Source organism: Thalassobium sp. R2A62, assembly GCF_000161835.1.
Lineage (GTDB): Bacteria > Pseudomonadota > Alphaproteobacteria > Rhodobacterales > Rhodobacteraceae > Thalassobium.
This window is the reverse complement of the sequence record NZ_GG697169.2, coordinates 2,179,189-2,191,685: the sequence shown is the minus strand read 5'-3', so window position 1 is coordinate 2,191,685 and position 12,497 is coordinate 2,179,189. Positions and strand designations below refer to the sequence as shown.

General features: G+C 58.2%; 14 protein-coding genes. 5 read left to right on the top strand and 9 right to left on the bottom strand.

The genetic code is table 11. From position 1 onward, the window contains the following. Nucleotides 1-83: 83 nt before the first annotated feature. From TR2A62_RS10875 to rbfA, 8 genes are all read right to left on the bottom strand, one after another. Nucleotides 84-800, bottom strand: coding sequence for a polysaccharide deacetylase family protein (locus TR2A62_RS10875; RefSeq protein WP_009160110.1), 717 nt, complete (start codon nucleotides 798-800; stop codon nucleotides 84-86). A 40-nt stretch (nucleotides 801-840) separates the two neighbouring features. Continuing rightward, nucleotides 841-1,932, bottom strand: a complete 1,092-nt coding sequence (locus TR2A62_RS10870) for a class I SAM-dependent RNA methyltransferase (protein ID WP_009159323.1) — start codon at nucleotides 1,930-1,932, stop codon at nucleotides 841-843. 114 nt (nucleotides 1,933-2,046) lie between these two features. Next, nucleotides 2,047-2,316 carry a 30S ribosomal protein S15 gene (gene rpsO / locus TR2A62_RS10865; RefSeq protein WP_009158460.1) on the bottom strand — a complete coding sequence of 90 codons (270 nt, stop codon included), beginning with the start codon at nucleotides 2,314-2,316 and terminating at the stop codon, nucleotides 2,047-2,049. A 151-nt stretch (nucleotides 2,317-2,467) separates the two neighbouring features. After that, on the bottom strand, nucleotides 2,468-3,442 hold the full coding sequence (locus tag TR2A62_RS10860) for a calcium-binding protein (protein ID WP_009157544.1): 975 nt from the start codon (nucleotides 3,440-3,442) through the stop codon (nucleotides 2,468-2,470). Between the two features lie 129 nt (nucleotides 3,443-3,571). Further along, nucleotides 3,572-4,084, bottom strand: a complete 513-nt coding sequence (locus tag TR2A62_RS10855) for a DUF1643 domain-containing protein (protein WP_009160239.1) — start codon at nucleotides 4,082-4,084, stop codon at nucleotides 3,572-3,574. 36 nt (nucleotides 4,085-4,120) lie between these two features. Next, nucleotides 4,121-5,026, bottom strand: a complete 906-nt coding sequence (truB, locus tag TR2A62_RS10850; protein ID WP_009159178.1) for a tRNA pseudouridine(55) synthase TruB — start codon at nucleotides 5,024-5,026, stop codon at nucleotides 4,121-4,123. 9 nt (nucleotides 5,027-5,035) lie between these two features. Continuing rightward, complete coding sequence (locus TR2A62_RS10845; protein WP_009158968.1) at nucleotides 5,036-5,755, bottom strand: phosphodiester glycosidase family protein; 720 nt, start codon at nucleotides 5,753-5,755, stop codon at nucleotides 5,036-5,038. After that, the gene (gene rbfA, locus TR2A62_RS10840; protein ID WP_009157975.1) at nucleotides 5,752-6,162 is read right to left on the bottom strand and encodes a 30S ribosome-binding factor RbfA; all 411 of its coding nucleotides are present in this window, start codon (nucleotides 6,160-6,162) and stop codon (nucleotides 5,752-5,754) included. Before rbfA ends, TR2A62_RS10845 begins: the two co-directional genes overlap by 4 nt. A 96-nt stretch (nucleotides 6,163-6,258) precedes the next feature. On the opposite strand from rbfA, the gene dapB reads away from it, so the two are divergent. Both dapB and TR2A62_RS10830 read left to right on the top strand, forming a co-directional pair. Then, nucleotides 6,259-7,080 (top strand): 4-hydroxy-tetrahydrodipicolinate reductase, encoded by an 822-nt coding sequence (gene dapB, locus TR2A62_RS10835; RefSeq protein WP_009160643.1) that lies wholly within the window; start codon nucleotides 6,259-6,261, stop codon nucleotides 7,078-7,080. 77 nt (nucleotides 7,081-7,157) lie between these two features. Beyond that, a complete protein-coding gene (locus TR2A62_RS10830; protein WP_009159951.1) occupies nucleotides 7,158-7,508 on the top strand; it encodes a hypothetical protein in 351 nt (116 codons plus the stop codon). Between the two features lie 23 nt (nucleotides 7,509-7,531). On the opposite strand, the gene TR2A62_RS10825 is transcribed toward TR2A62_RS10830, so the two are convergent. Beyond that, complete coding sequence (locus tag TR2A62_RS10825; protein ID WP_009158591.1) at nucleotides 7,532-7,720, bottom strand: DUF1674 domain-containing protein; 189 nt, start codon at nucleotides 7,718-7,720, stop codon at nucleotides 7,532-7,534. A gap of 72 nt (nucleotides 7,721-7,792) precedes the next feature. Here TR2A62_RS10825 and TR2A62_RS10820 point away from each other — a divergent pair, with 72 nt between their 5' ends. The 3 genes from TR2A62_RS10820 (at nucleotide 7,793) to purH (ending at nucleotide 12,496) form a co-directional block, all read left to right on the top strand. Next, entirely contained in the window at nucleotides 7,793-9,070 is a 1,278-nt protein-coding gene (locus TR2A62_RS10820; RefSeq protein WP_009157545.1) for an RsmB/NOP family class I SAM-dependent RNA methyltransferase, read from the top strand. Nucleotides 9,071-9,195: 125 nt separating this feature from the next. Then, nucleotides 9,196-10,914: a heparinase II/III family protein gene (locus tag TR2A62_RS10815; RefSeq protein ID WP_009158070.1), complete on the top strand. Its 1,719-nt coding sequence runs from the start codon at nucleotides 9,196-9,198 to the stop codon at nucleotides 10,912-10,914. Beyond that, nucleotides 10,907-12,496: a bifunctional phosphoribosylaminoimidazolecarboxamide formyltransferase/IMP cyclohydrolase gene (gene purH / locus TR2A62_RS10810; RefSeq protein ID WP_009159257.1), complete on the top strand. Its 1,590-nt coding sequence runs from the start codon at nucleotides 10,907-10,909 to the stop codon at nucleotides 12,494-12,496. Before TR2A62_RS10815 ends, purH begins: the two co-directional genes overlap by 8 nt. Nucleotide 12,497: the final 1 nt, after the last annotated feature.

The window sequence follows — 12,497 nt, the reverse complement described above, 5'->3', positions numbered from 1 at the left end:
GGCGTCGGGATCGAACGCCACGTCTCAGATATGTGGCGCATACAGCAGTTTGATCGTTTTGGAAAGCGTTGCGTGATTCGGGCCTAGGGGGCGGTCGCGAGATCAAGAAGCGCGCTGACAGTGACAAATTCGTAGCCGTTGTTTTGCAGCCCAGTCAGGATCGCGGGCAATGCGTCACGGGCCGTTTGGTTCGTGCTGAACATCGTGTGCATCAAAAGGATCGATCCGGGGCGGGCCGTCTCAATGACATGTGCTGCGTAGGCGTCCGGATCATTGGCCAGATCGGCATGCCCGTCGGGTTCCATATCCCACATGATCGTCGGGCGGTTTTCAGAAGCAAGATAGAGCGGCAGCATGACCAGTTTTTTGCCAAAGGGTGGACGAAACGGGATGGGCCCTGTGTAGCCTGCGTCACGAATGGCTGTGTCGGTTCTTTCGATCTCTGATTTGATACGACTGCGAGACATCAGCATCAGGCGAGGGTGCGACCACGAATGGTTTCCGATCTCGTGGCCAGCATTGATGATGGCGCGGGTTTCAGACTGTTGTGCATCGATGCTTTGGCCGACCAAAAAGAACGTGGCTGTGGCCTCTGCGTCTCGGAGCATTTGTAACGTGGCAGCCGTATGGGCGGCTGTGGGTCCATCATCAAACGTCAGGGCAATGACCTTTTGATCCGTTTCAACCCAAGCGACAATTTCACCAAAGAGCTGAAAGCTGCGCGAACGGCTGACCTGATACGCAGCCGCAGCGACGATCAAAGCGCCAAGGACAATGCAAAAGATCCATGTTTTCCACATGCCTTAGTTTAGCGTGGGGCGGTGCAAGCTGTCGAGATTGTCAGAGCGGCTTGGTTTGCCATAGGCGGACTTTGATCCCGCCGTGCGCGACAACTGGCCCAGCCGGTAGGAACGGCAGGCCTGTGGCCTTGGCGAGGCTGGGTTCCGAGGTGACAATGGCGACGCGCCAGCCGCAGAATTCTGATTTCATTCGCGTGCCAAAGGACGCGTAGAGACCGTAAAGTGGTTTCTTGTTTCCAATGCGCCCGCCGTATGGTGGGTTCGAAATGACGAGGCCCGGCTGATCGGTCGGGGGGGTGATGTCGCTGATCGGCTTTATGTCGAACTGGGCGGCGACGCCTGCACGCTCGGCATTGGCGATGCTCATTCGGATGGCACCGGCGTCGCGGTCACTGCCGAATGTCGGCGCGGTTTGCGGAACGGCTGTGCCGTGCAATGCGTCGAATTGATCGGGGTCGTAGTTTTGCAGGTTTTGGAAGGCGAATTCGCGTGAGCGGCCCGCGTCCATTTTTGACGCGATCTCGGCGGCCTCAATGGGAAAGGTGCCAGAGCCGCACATCGGGTCATACATCGGTGCCGTGCCATCGTAGCCCGCGGCCCGCAGAAACAGGGCGGCGAGGGTTTCGCGCATTGGTGCCTTGTTCACTTGTTCCTTGTGACCGCGTTTGTGCAGGCTCTCGCCCGAGGTATCGAGGCTAAAGGTACACAGATCGTCTTCGATCCGAACGCGAATGGTAAAGTCGGCCTCTTTTGCGATGGTTGCGCCAATGGTTTCGACCAGCGCTGTTTCAACCCGCTGTGTCGCGGCCTTGGCGTGGTAAATGCGTGATTTGCGGCATGTCGCATCGACACGGACGCTGGCCCCTTGGGGGAGCAACTCTGTCCAAGGAATTTTGTGGCTGCGTTTGTCGAGCTGGGCAAGGTGCATTGCACGGAATTCGGCAAAGCGGGCGAGGATGCGCGTGGCACCGCGCAGGTGCAGGTTGGCGCGCCAAACGGTCTGCCAGTCGCCGTTGACTGTAACGCCGCCAGGGATGGCTGATGTGACATCTAGCCCAAGTTCGGTTGCCTCGTCGGCGAGCAGAGTTTCAAGGCCGGGGGCGGTGATCAGAAAGATGTCAAAGCTGTCCATGGGCGCGGTGTATAGGGTTTTGTTAGAATGGGAAACTGTGCGCTGGGGGTGAAACGCAAAACGCCCGCCATAAGGGCGAGCGTCTCGATGTTCGTTTCAAACGGGGTAGTGCACTTAGCGGCGCAGGCCCAGACGTTTGATCAGGTCTTGGTAGCGTGCTTCGTCTTTACCACGTGTGTAGTCCAAGAGTTTGCGGCGAAGTGCGACCATTTTCAACAGACCGCGGCGACCGTGGTTGTCTTTTTTGTGTGTCTTGAAGTGCTCTGTCAGAGTGGCGATACGCGAGGACAGAATTGCGATCTGTACTTCGGGTGAGCCTGTGTCGCCTTCTTTGATGGCGAACTCTTTCATGAGGCGCGCTTTTTCTTCAGCTGTAATCGACATCGGGGTCTCCTTTAAAGGTTAGAGGAATGGCGCAAGCCGGGATGTCGTCCAGCAGGGCCCATGGAGGTGCACCCGTCCCGAGATGGGGCAGATGCGCGCGTATAGGATTGATTCTATAAAAAGGGAAGCGTTTTCAGCGTTCGTTTGGTTGCTAGGCCACCAGCGGGTCATTGATATCGAGAATTTGGATCGCCGTGTCGGGCAGTTTTTGGACACCATTCAATGTAGCCACGATCTGACCGTTGAGCAGAACCCCGAGATTGCCGTTGGTTGTTGCGACCGCAACATCGGGCAGACCTGTCGAAAGATCGTAGGCGATGATCAAAGAATCCTCGGTGGTATCAAAGTCTTTGATGGTGGCGTTTTGTCCTTTTGAAATCCAATCGCCAACGACAAAGTTATCATTGCCTGAGCTGCCGTGGGCGATGTCGTCGTTGGACGCAATCAGCGTATCGTCGCCACGGCCGCCATTTAGAAAATCCTGCTGCGCGTCTGATGTTTCTTCGCGGCCGTCAATGGTGTCGTCCCCAATTCCTCCTTGGAGCGTGTCATTGCCAACCCCGCCGATCATGATGTCATCGCCAGATCCGCCGAGCGCCATGTCGTCGCCTCCGCCGCCGATCATTGTGTCGTGCCCATCACCACCATTTAGTGTGTCGTTGCCAGCGCCGCCATCGAGATGGTCGTCCTGCATATGTCCGTAGAGCGCATCGCCGTCTTCGCCCCCGATCAAGGTATCGGTGCCGAGACCGCCGTGCAGCACGTCCATTCCGGTGCCGCCAATCAACGTATCATCGCCGCCCTCGTCATCGAGGTGATCATTGCCTGCGCTGCCGTCGACAGTGTCGTCGGTGTCGCCAGAGTAGATGATATCGCATTCATCGGTTCCGTATTGAATGGTGTCTGTTTCTGGAGTTTCAGCGGCTGGCTCTGGATCAGGGTCGTCTGGATCGGTGGTGCTGCTGTCTGGATCAGCCTCGGTCCCGATTTGTGTGCCAACCTCTGGGTCGTCCGTCTTGGTGTCTTGGGGCACGACGTCGTCGGCTTCGGCGCCAGTGGTCATCGACAGGCTGGTTACAGCCGCGCCTGCCATGGCGATACCGAGTAATCCAAGAATGGCGAACATCAAGCGCCCCTTTTGCTAAAAAAACACTACCCAGACGTCGCGCGATCAAGGCGCGGGGTAAGAGGCGCAAGGGCCACCACAGTCAGATCGATTTCTAGTTGGAAAACGGTGGGTATGGTTAACGAGCCGCTAAGGGTTTGCCCAAGGGCGCGGCTGTTCGGTGTATGCGATGTAGAGCGGATGTTTGGGGTGGCCGGCCTTGGTCAAACCAAGGTGAAAGAGCGGCAACAGCGTGTCTCGGAGCAGTTTTTCGACCGTGCGCCCGCGATCAAGATGTTCGCCGTGCGCGCCCCATGCGGTAATGATTTGATCGGCCCAAGCGGCACCGTCGAGCAAGGTAGCATCGTTGTGGAGGCCAATGGGCTCGGCGGCGGCGCGCATGTTGCGCGGGTCTGTATCGCGCCACGCAAAGATGTTGGTCACACGAAAGCTGCCAAACCCAAGCGTGCGCGCACGACGTTCGCACCGCTCGACCGTGGGGTCGTTTTGCACTTCGGTCGCGGTTGATGGGTTCAACATAACAAAGAGCGCGCGCTTGCCGGTTTCGTCCCATGTGCGGGTTAAGGCGTAGCGGTATCGTTCACAGTCTGAATAGAGTGCGGTCGACGGTGCGTCGTCTTTGATATGTGTGCGTGTGATCATCGTCAGAGCCTCCGGCAGGAGTGTTGCGGAAAGAGACTAGAGGTTGAACACGCGGGTCGGGTGGATTTCGCCGGACTTGAATGTCCCGACGGCGATGGGCGTACCGTTGTGCGAGGTCCAGATCGTGTCGCCGTAGTCGGCGTCATTGGCAAAGACCAGCGCAGGGTTGCCGTTTTTCAAGCGCGCGACACTCGCCTCGGGGCAGGGCGCATGCATCAGGTCGGTGAGGCCCGCCTCAAGGGGCAACAGGCGGTCATCCATATCCGTCGTCTTGGCATGCTCGTCGAGCATTTCGAACGGCATCGTGTCCGTCAGGTCAAAGGGGCCGGACCAAACGCGACGCAGGGATTGAACGTGACCAAAGCAGCCCAAGCTGGCGCCTAGATCACGTGCGATTGCGCGGACGTAGCCACCTTTGCCGCACACGAGGTGTAGAATTGCGGTGTCGGTGTCTGGGCGGTCGATGAGCGTGAGTTCTTCGACATAAAGCGGACGAGCGGCGATTTCGAATTCTTCGTCATCGCGGGCGCGTTTGTAGGCGCGTTCCCCGTCGATTTTGACGGCAGAGAACTTGGGCGGAACTTGTTGGATGTCGCCAATGAATGCACCCAGCGCGTTTTTGATGTCGTCATCTGTCGGGCGATGGGCCGAGGTGTCGATGATTTCGCCTTCGGTGTCGTCAGTATTCGTGGCCGCGCCTAGGTTGATGGTGAAATCATAGGCTTTGGTCGCGTCGGTGATGTAGGGGACGGTTTTAGTCGCCTCGCCCAGCGCCACAGCGAGAATGCCCGTCGCGTCAGGATCGAGCGTCCCCGCATGCCCCGCCTTTTTAGCGTCAAAGGCCCATTTGACTTTGTTCACGACGGCTGTGGACGTCATGCCTGCGGGTTTATCAAGGATGAGCCAGCCGGAGATGTTCCGACCTTTGCGTTTGCGTGCCATGTGGGTGATTTACTCGGTTACTGCGACGATGGGGCCCATGCGGGGGCCACGGTCGGATCGGTTGAGGTCAGTGGCATGAAGGCGGCTGACGCGGCCATCAAAGTAAAGTGCGTTGGGCAGGTTAAGCCGGTCGCGAAACAGCGTGCCAAAGTCGTGGAAATTGACCGTGTCGTTAGAGATCGCGAAAACCGCGCGGTCACCGTTGGCTGTGGCGCCAACGCCGTTGCGGATATTTTTCGATGTGCCGTCTGGCAGAAAACGCGGGTGAAGATCGCCGTCGATTACCAACATAGGCCCTGATTGGGTGCCGCTGGGGCAGTCTGGCTGGTCTGCTTCGAAGGCAAGTGTTTCGTAAACCATCGCGCGAGTGTCGGTGATGCACAGCAACCCGTTGGGCAAGAGGCCAAAGTTACCAGGGCCAGGGTTTGTGATCAGGCGCATCCGGTCGGCGCCGTCTTCGCGGTAAAAGCCGACGGGCGCGCGGTTGTCGTGATACATGCCCGCGTTCATAGCAAACACCAGCGATTGAACATCCAGCGACGCTGCGATATTGGCAAAGCTGCCGTAAGGCGTGCCAGTGGCATCATCGAGATAGAGCGACAGGTTTTCTGTCGTCGCATCAACGGTACAGATTGAATAGCTCGAACCCTTGTGGTCGATATCTTCGCACGTGACCGCCGCAGCAGGGGCGGCAAGCATGGCGATGAGGATCGACCAGAGCGGCTTCATTCCGTGTCGTCCGGTTTGATGAGATCAGCCTGAACCCGCGCGTCGGCGAACATCGCAGCCGTCGCGTCCATTTGGTCGTAGGTTTTGTCGATCAAGAACCGCAGATCGGGCGTCATCTTGAGCTTGGTCACTTTGCCGACAAGGCGGCGCAGTTCGTATTTGTTGCGTTTCAGAGCTGCGATCGCTTCGTCACCGCCTTTGCCGCCCAAGGGCAGGACAAAGCAGGTCGCGATTTGCAGGTCGGGCGTCACGCGCACCTCGCCTACGGTGATCGACATGCGGTTGAGATCGGGATCATGAATGTCGCCACGCTGCAGCGCATCGGACAAGGTCCGGCGGATCAATTCACCAACACGCAGCTGACGAGTGGAAGGCGCGCGGCCTTCGGGGGATGAGTTCTTAGCCATTTGCGTGATTTAGGGGGGAATCGCGCATTTGCCAAGCGAGGCTTTGCCAATGAGGCGAGGCTTTGCTAGGGGAACGGGACGTAATGGAGAGATAAGATGACGGATTTGCCGGGTGTTGTGATCACGGGTGCCTCTGGCCGGATGGGTCAGATGCTGATTCAAACAGTCACGCAGAACGACGCAGTTCGGCTGGTTGGGGCTGTAGAACGCAGCGGTCACGACTGGGTTGGGCGCGATGTTGGGGCCGCTATGGGCGGCTCTGATCTGGGTGTTGTTGTGACGGATGATGCGTTGGCCGCGTTTTCCAAGGCGCAGATTGTCATCGACTTTACGGCACCGGTGGCGACGATCGAATTTGCGGGTCTCGCAGCGCAGGCGCGCGCGGTACATGTGATTGGCACCACAGGCATGACGGACGACGACATTGCCAAGCTGGAGCCCGCATCCCGCCATGCCGTGATCGTACGTGCCGGAAACATGTCGCTGGGTGTTAATCTGTTGGTGCAACTGACCAAAAAGGTTGCGGCGGCGTTGGACGAAGATTTCGACATCGAAGTGATCGAAGGCCACCACAACATGAAGGTCGACGCCCCGAGCGGAACGGCCTTGATGCTGGGCGAGGCTGCGGCCGAGGGGCGCGGTGTTGCCCTCAATGATGTGCGCGACAGCGGACGCGATGGGATCACTGGTGCCCGCAAGCGGGGAGACATTGGCTTCACTGCTATTCGTGGAGGAGATATAGTAGGCGAGCATGATGTGCTTTTTGCTGCGGCAGGCGAGCGGATCGTGTTGCGGCATATGGCAACGGACCGCGCGATTTTCGCTCGTGGTGCTGTAAAGGCGGCGCTGTGGGGGGTGAACCAATCACCGGGCGAGTATGACATGCTGGATGTATTGGGGTTGGCCGAACCCAAGTAGTGCGTCTGCTGTTATGATATAGTGATCTGATACGCGTATTGTGGCGTATCATTATTAGTAAAAAATGGTTGTTTAAGATGTTTCGAACGATCGCATTGGGCGCATTGATCGCCACGACCCCCATGATGGCGCACGCGCTGACCAAGGTTGAGGACAGATCAGAGTTTGTTTCTCTTGTTGAGGGGCGGACACTGGCGCGGTCGTTGATCCAGCTGAATGTTCTACCGAATGGCCAAATTGAGGGCCGTGGTGCAGGGCGCGATGTGACGGGCACTTGGAACTGGGACGGCGGTTATTTCTGCCGCGATCTGTTCTGGGGCAAACGCGAGCTGGGCTATAATTGCCAAGAAGTCAGCGCAGATGGTGGCACTATCCGGTTTCAATCGGACCGTGGTGCTGGCGATATCGCGGATTTTACGTTGAAATAGGTGGACGAGGTCCGAGCGCGCGATTAAAAATCGACCGCGATACCTTTCTTTTCCCAATCACCAAAACGCACAGGCTCTGGGCCGTCCCGACCACCCAGTTCTTTGGGGAGGGCTTGTTTTGCCTCTAAAGCGCGCCGTTCTTCGGCCTCGGCCAGCGCGCGCTGGGCTGCTGGAGGCAGATCGTTGGGTGTGTTAGTCGGAGTGTCGGTCATGACGGTTCCTTGTCTCGGTGATATGTCTGATATACGTCGCAAGCGGACCCCTGCAAGAGGACGGATCACCTGATGGCCCAAACTGGATACGCCCCACGCCGCGCAGCGGTGCATCTGCTCGATCAGATTATTGACGAAGGTCGCCTGATGTCCGAGCTGATTGGCGGCGGTGCGCTCAAGCATTTGGACGCGGGTGACACGGCGCGCGCCCAGCGTCTGACTGTCGAAACCCTGCGGGGATTGGATCGCGCGGACCGGATGCTAAAGCCGTTTCTCAAACGCAAACCCGGCGGTACGGTGATGAACGTCCTGCGTCTGGGGACGGTAGAGATCTGTGCCGAGGGTGCAGCGGCGCATGGCGTTGTGAATTCGGCCGTTGAAATTGTCAGCAAGAGCCAGCGTACGAGTGCGATGAAGGGTTTGGTCAATGCGGTGTTGCGCCGAGTGGCCGAGCAGGGTTCTGAGAAATGGAACCGGCTTCCTGTTCCTAAACTGGCCAACTGGCTGCGCAGCCCGTTGGTTGACGGCTACGGGCGCAAAACAGTCGAGGCGATGGAGGCTGCGCATTTTGCGGGTGCCCCTCTCGATCTAAGTGTCAAAGGTGATATCGCTGCTGTCGCCGAGGCTGTGGGCGGCGTTGTGCTGCCAACGGGTTCGGTGCGCCTGTCAGACTACGGCCAAGTGTCAAAGCTGGCGGGTTTTGAGGCTGGCGATTGGTGGGTCCAAGATGCCGCGGCGGCCATTCCAGCACGCATTCTCGCCCCTCAAAGTGGCGAGCGGGTTTTGGACATGTGTGCCGCACCGGGTGGTAAAACGATGCAAGCGGCGGCAATGGGCGCCCAAGTCACAGCGCTGGATCTGTCCGACAGGCGCATGGCTCGTGTTTCAGAAAACCTATCGCGTACAGGATTGGATGCAGAAATCGTCGTAGGAGACGCGCTGGATTTTTCTGAAGGCGGTTGGGATGCGATTTTGTTGGATGCGCCGTGCTCGGCGACAGGGACATTGCGGCGCCACCCAGATTTGCCCTTGGCCAAGGACGGATCAGAATTTGGCAACCTGATCGACATGCAAGGCGCGTTTCTGGATCACGCGCTGAGCCTGCTGAAACCAGGTGGCCGGTTGGTGTTTTGCACCTGTTCGCTCTTGCCTGACGAAGGTGAAGTGCAGATTGACGAAGCGTTGGAACGGCATCCTGATTTGATTGTGGATCGTGACGCTGTGCTGGTCCAAGGGGTCGATTCTGCGTGGCAAACCCAAGAGGGTGGGTTGCGTCTGAGACCTGATTATTGGGCTGATCAGGGCGGGATCGATGGATTTTACATGGCGTGCCTGCGAAAGCCTGCGTGACTCAGCGCCGTTTGGCAGGTATGGTTTCATTAATAAGGTCCTAGACGGGCCATCCCGTGCGAAACGCATAAACGAGGCAAGCAGTGCCCAGATACGACAGTTGGTCCGCCCGCCGAACAGGTTGGATGCACCGCGTTCATGCGTGGCGTGCAAGCCGTGCGCGTGCGGCGACCGGTTTCAAATCACAACCTGAACCGCGCACGATCGGGCATTTTGCCAAAGGGCGTCAGCTAGTTGCGGGTAATTTCCTTTTTGCAGGGCATCTGGTGATTGAGCCGGACGCATCTGTTTGGGACATCGACGTTCCTGACGACGCGTTTGAGCAAGATTTGCACGGGTTTGGCTGGCTGGATGATTTGGCTGCCGTCGGCGATGCCAAGGCCTGTGCTACTGCACAAGATTGGGCGTTCCAGTGGATCGACCGATATGGCCCGGGCAAAGGGCCGGGATGGGTGCCTGATTTGACAGGCCGCCGATTGATGCGGTGGACCCATCATGCGCTGTTCCTGTTGCGGGGACGTGACAAGGTAGACAGCGAAAAGTTCTATCGCAGCCTTGCACAACAAACGATTTTCCTAAGCCGCCGTTGGAAGACCACTCATAGCGGTCTGCCACGGTTTCAGACTCTCACTGGTTTGATCTATGCGGGGCTGTCTCTCGAAGGGATGGACGCGCATGTCGCGCCAGCCGTTGATGCTTTGTCGCGCGATTGTGCAAGCCAGATTGACGAACAGGGCGGAATACTGACCCGCAACCCCGAAGAACTGCTTGAGGTTCTATCGTTGCTAACGTGGGCTGCAGATGCATTGACGGACAGCGGCCAAGAGCCGGCAGCGGCGCATCTTGAGGCGATCCAGAGGATCGCGCCAACGCTGCGGGTGCTGCGACATTCGGATGGCGGGCTCGCGCGGTTCCACGGTGGTGGTCGCGGTTTAGAGGGGCGTTTGGACCATGCGCTGGCGGCATCCGGTGTCAAAGCGACACGTGCCGAAGGTTTGAGCATGGGATACGCGCGGATCAGCGGTGGGCGCACCAGCGTTGTCGTTGATGCAAGTGTCCCGCCAGCAGGGGCCGCGTCATACAATGGCCATGCGTCGACCACAGCGTTCGAGCTGACGTCTGGTCGCAGGCCAGTGATTGTAAATTGCGGATCGGGTGCTGTGTTTGGTGAAACATGGCGGCGTGCGGGACGTGCAACGCCTAGCCATGCGACATTGGGCATCGACGGGTTTTCTAGCTCGCGTCTCGGGCCGTCGCGCTGGGTGCTGGGCCGCCAGCAAGAGCTGTTAGTAGATGCCCCGAGCGATGTTCCGGTGGAATGGAGCGATGTCCCTGATGGTGTACGGCTTGAAGTGGCGCAGGACGGTTACCGCAAGACGCACGGCTTTACCCATGCGCGGACATTCGAGCTGACCTTTGATGGACGGGCGATCGCGGGTGAGGAATTGCTGGCCACGCTTGATGATCATGACGAGCGGATTTTTGACACCCGGATGGACGAGGTGCAGCTGCAAGGCATTCCGTTTTCTATCCGCTTTCACCTGCATCCAGACGTTGATGCGACACTGGATCTGGGCGGGACTGCAGTTTCGATTGCCTTAAAAAGTGGCGAAGTTTGGGTTTTTCGGCAGGACGGAAGCGCGGAAATGACGCTTGAACCGTCAGTTTATTTGGAAAAAGGCCGATTAAGGCCCCGTGGATCGCAACAGGTGGTTTTATCCTCGCGCGCAATGTCCTATGCGACGCGCGTCCGTTGGTCGTTGGCCAAGGCACAGGAGACGCCAAATGCGATCCGTGACTTGCACCGCGACGACGAGTTTGATCTAGGGGACCCACATGGCTGATCTGCACACCATCTCTCGCGCGTTGCTTTCTGTATCTGACAAAACCGGACTGGTTGAGTTGGGCAAGTCCTTGGCGGCACGCGGGGTCGAGCTTTTGTCGACTGGCGGATCGGCCAAGACATTGCGTGAGGCTGGTTTGGACGTTCTGGATGTGGCCGAGATCACAGGGTTCCCTGAAATGATGGACGGTCGGGTCAAGACACTGCACCCGATGGTGCATGGCGGTCTGTTGGCCCTGCGCGATGACAAAGGCCATGTCGCAGCGATGGAAGAGCACGGCATCGGTGCCATCGATCTGTTGGTTGTGAACCTCTATCCGTTCGAGGCGACCGTTGCGGCGGGTGCGGATTATGACACTTGCATCGAAAACATCGACATTGGTGGCCCCGCGATGATCCGCGCAGCAGCCAAGAACCACGGATTTGTAAGTGTTGTGGTGGATGTCGAGGACTATGACGCGCTATTGGCCGAACTCGATGCCAATGACGGCGCCACGACATTGGCGTTCCGTCAGGGTCTGGCACAGACTGCTTATGCCCGCACAGGAGCCTATGACGCTGCGGTGTCCACATGGATGGCGAACGCCATTGGCGAGGCCGCACCGCGCCGCCGCGCTGTTGCTGGCACGCTGGCACAGACATTGCGCTATGGCGAGAACCCACATCAGGCAGCGGCCTTCTACCTAGATGGAACGGACCGCGCCGGTGTCGCGACTGCGGTTCAACATCAGGGCAAAGAGCTGTCTTATAACAACATCAACGACACTGACGCGGCGTTTGAACTGGTAAGCGAATTCGCACCCGAAGACGGGCCTGCAGTTGCGATCATCAAGCACGCAAACCCATGTGGCGTGGCCCGTGGTGCGACATTGATCGACGCTTACAAAGGCGCGTTTGACTGTGACCGGACCAGCGCGTTTGGCGGGATCGTTGCGCTGAACATGCCGCTGGACGCCGAAACGGCAGAAGAGATGGCCGGAATTTTCACCGAAGTTGTCATCGCACCCGGTGCGACAGACGAAGCGCGTGCGATTTTTGCCGCGAAAAAGAATTTGCGCTTGCTGACGACAGACGGCTTGGTCGATCCAAAGTCTGCGATGCTGACAGTCCGTCAGGTTGCTGGTGGCATGTTGGTTCAGGACAAAGACAACGGACACATCGGTCTGGATGACCTCAAGGTTGTGACCAAGGTCGCACCGACTGATGCGCAGTTGGCCGACATGCTGTTTGCATGGAAGGTCGCCAAGCACGTCAAATCAAACGCGATTGTCTACGCCAAAGACGGCGCAACTGTGGGCGTTGGTGCCGGACAAATGAGCCGCGTCGACAGTGCGTTGATCGCCACGAAAAAGGCCGAGCGTATGGCCGAAGGTTTGGGGCTGGCACAACCGCTGACGATTGGGTCGGCTGTTGCGTCTGACGCGTTCTTCCCATTTGCGGATGGATTGATGGAAGCGGCGGCTGCGGGCGCGAGCTGTGTCATTCAACCGGGTGGGTCAATGCGTGACGATGAAGTGATTGTAGCAGCGGACGAGGCTGGTCTTGCGATGGTATTTACAGGTATGCGCCACTTTCGGCATTAAT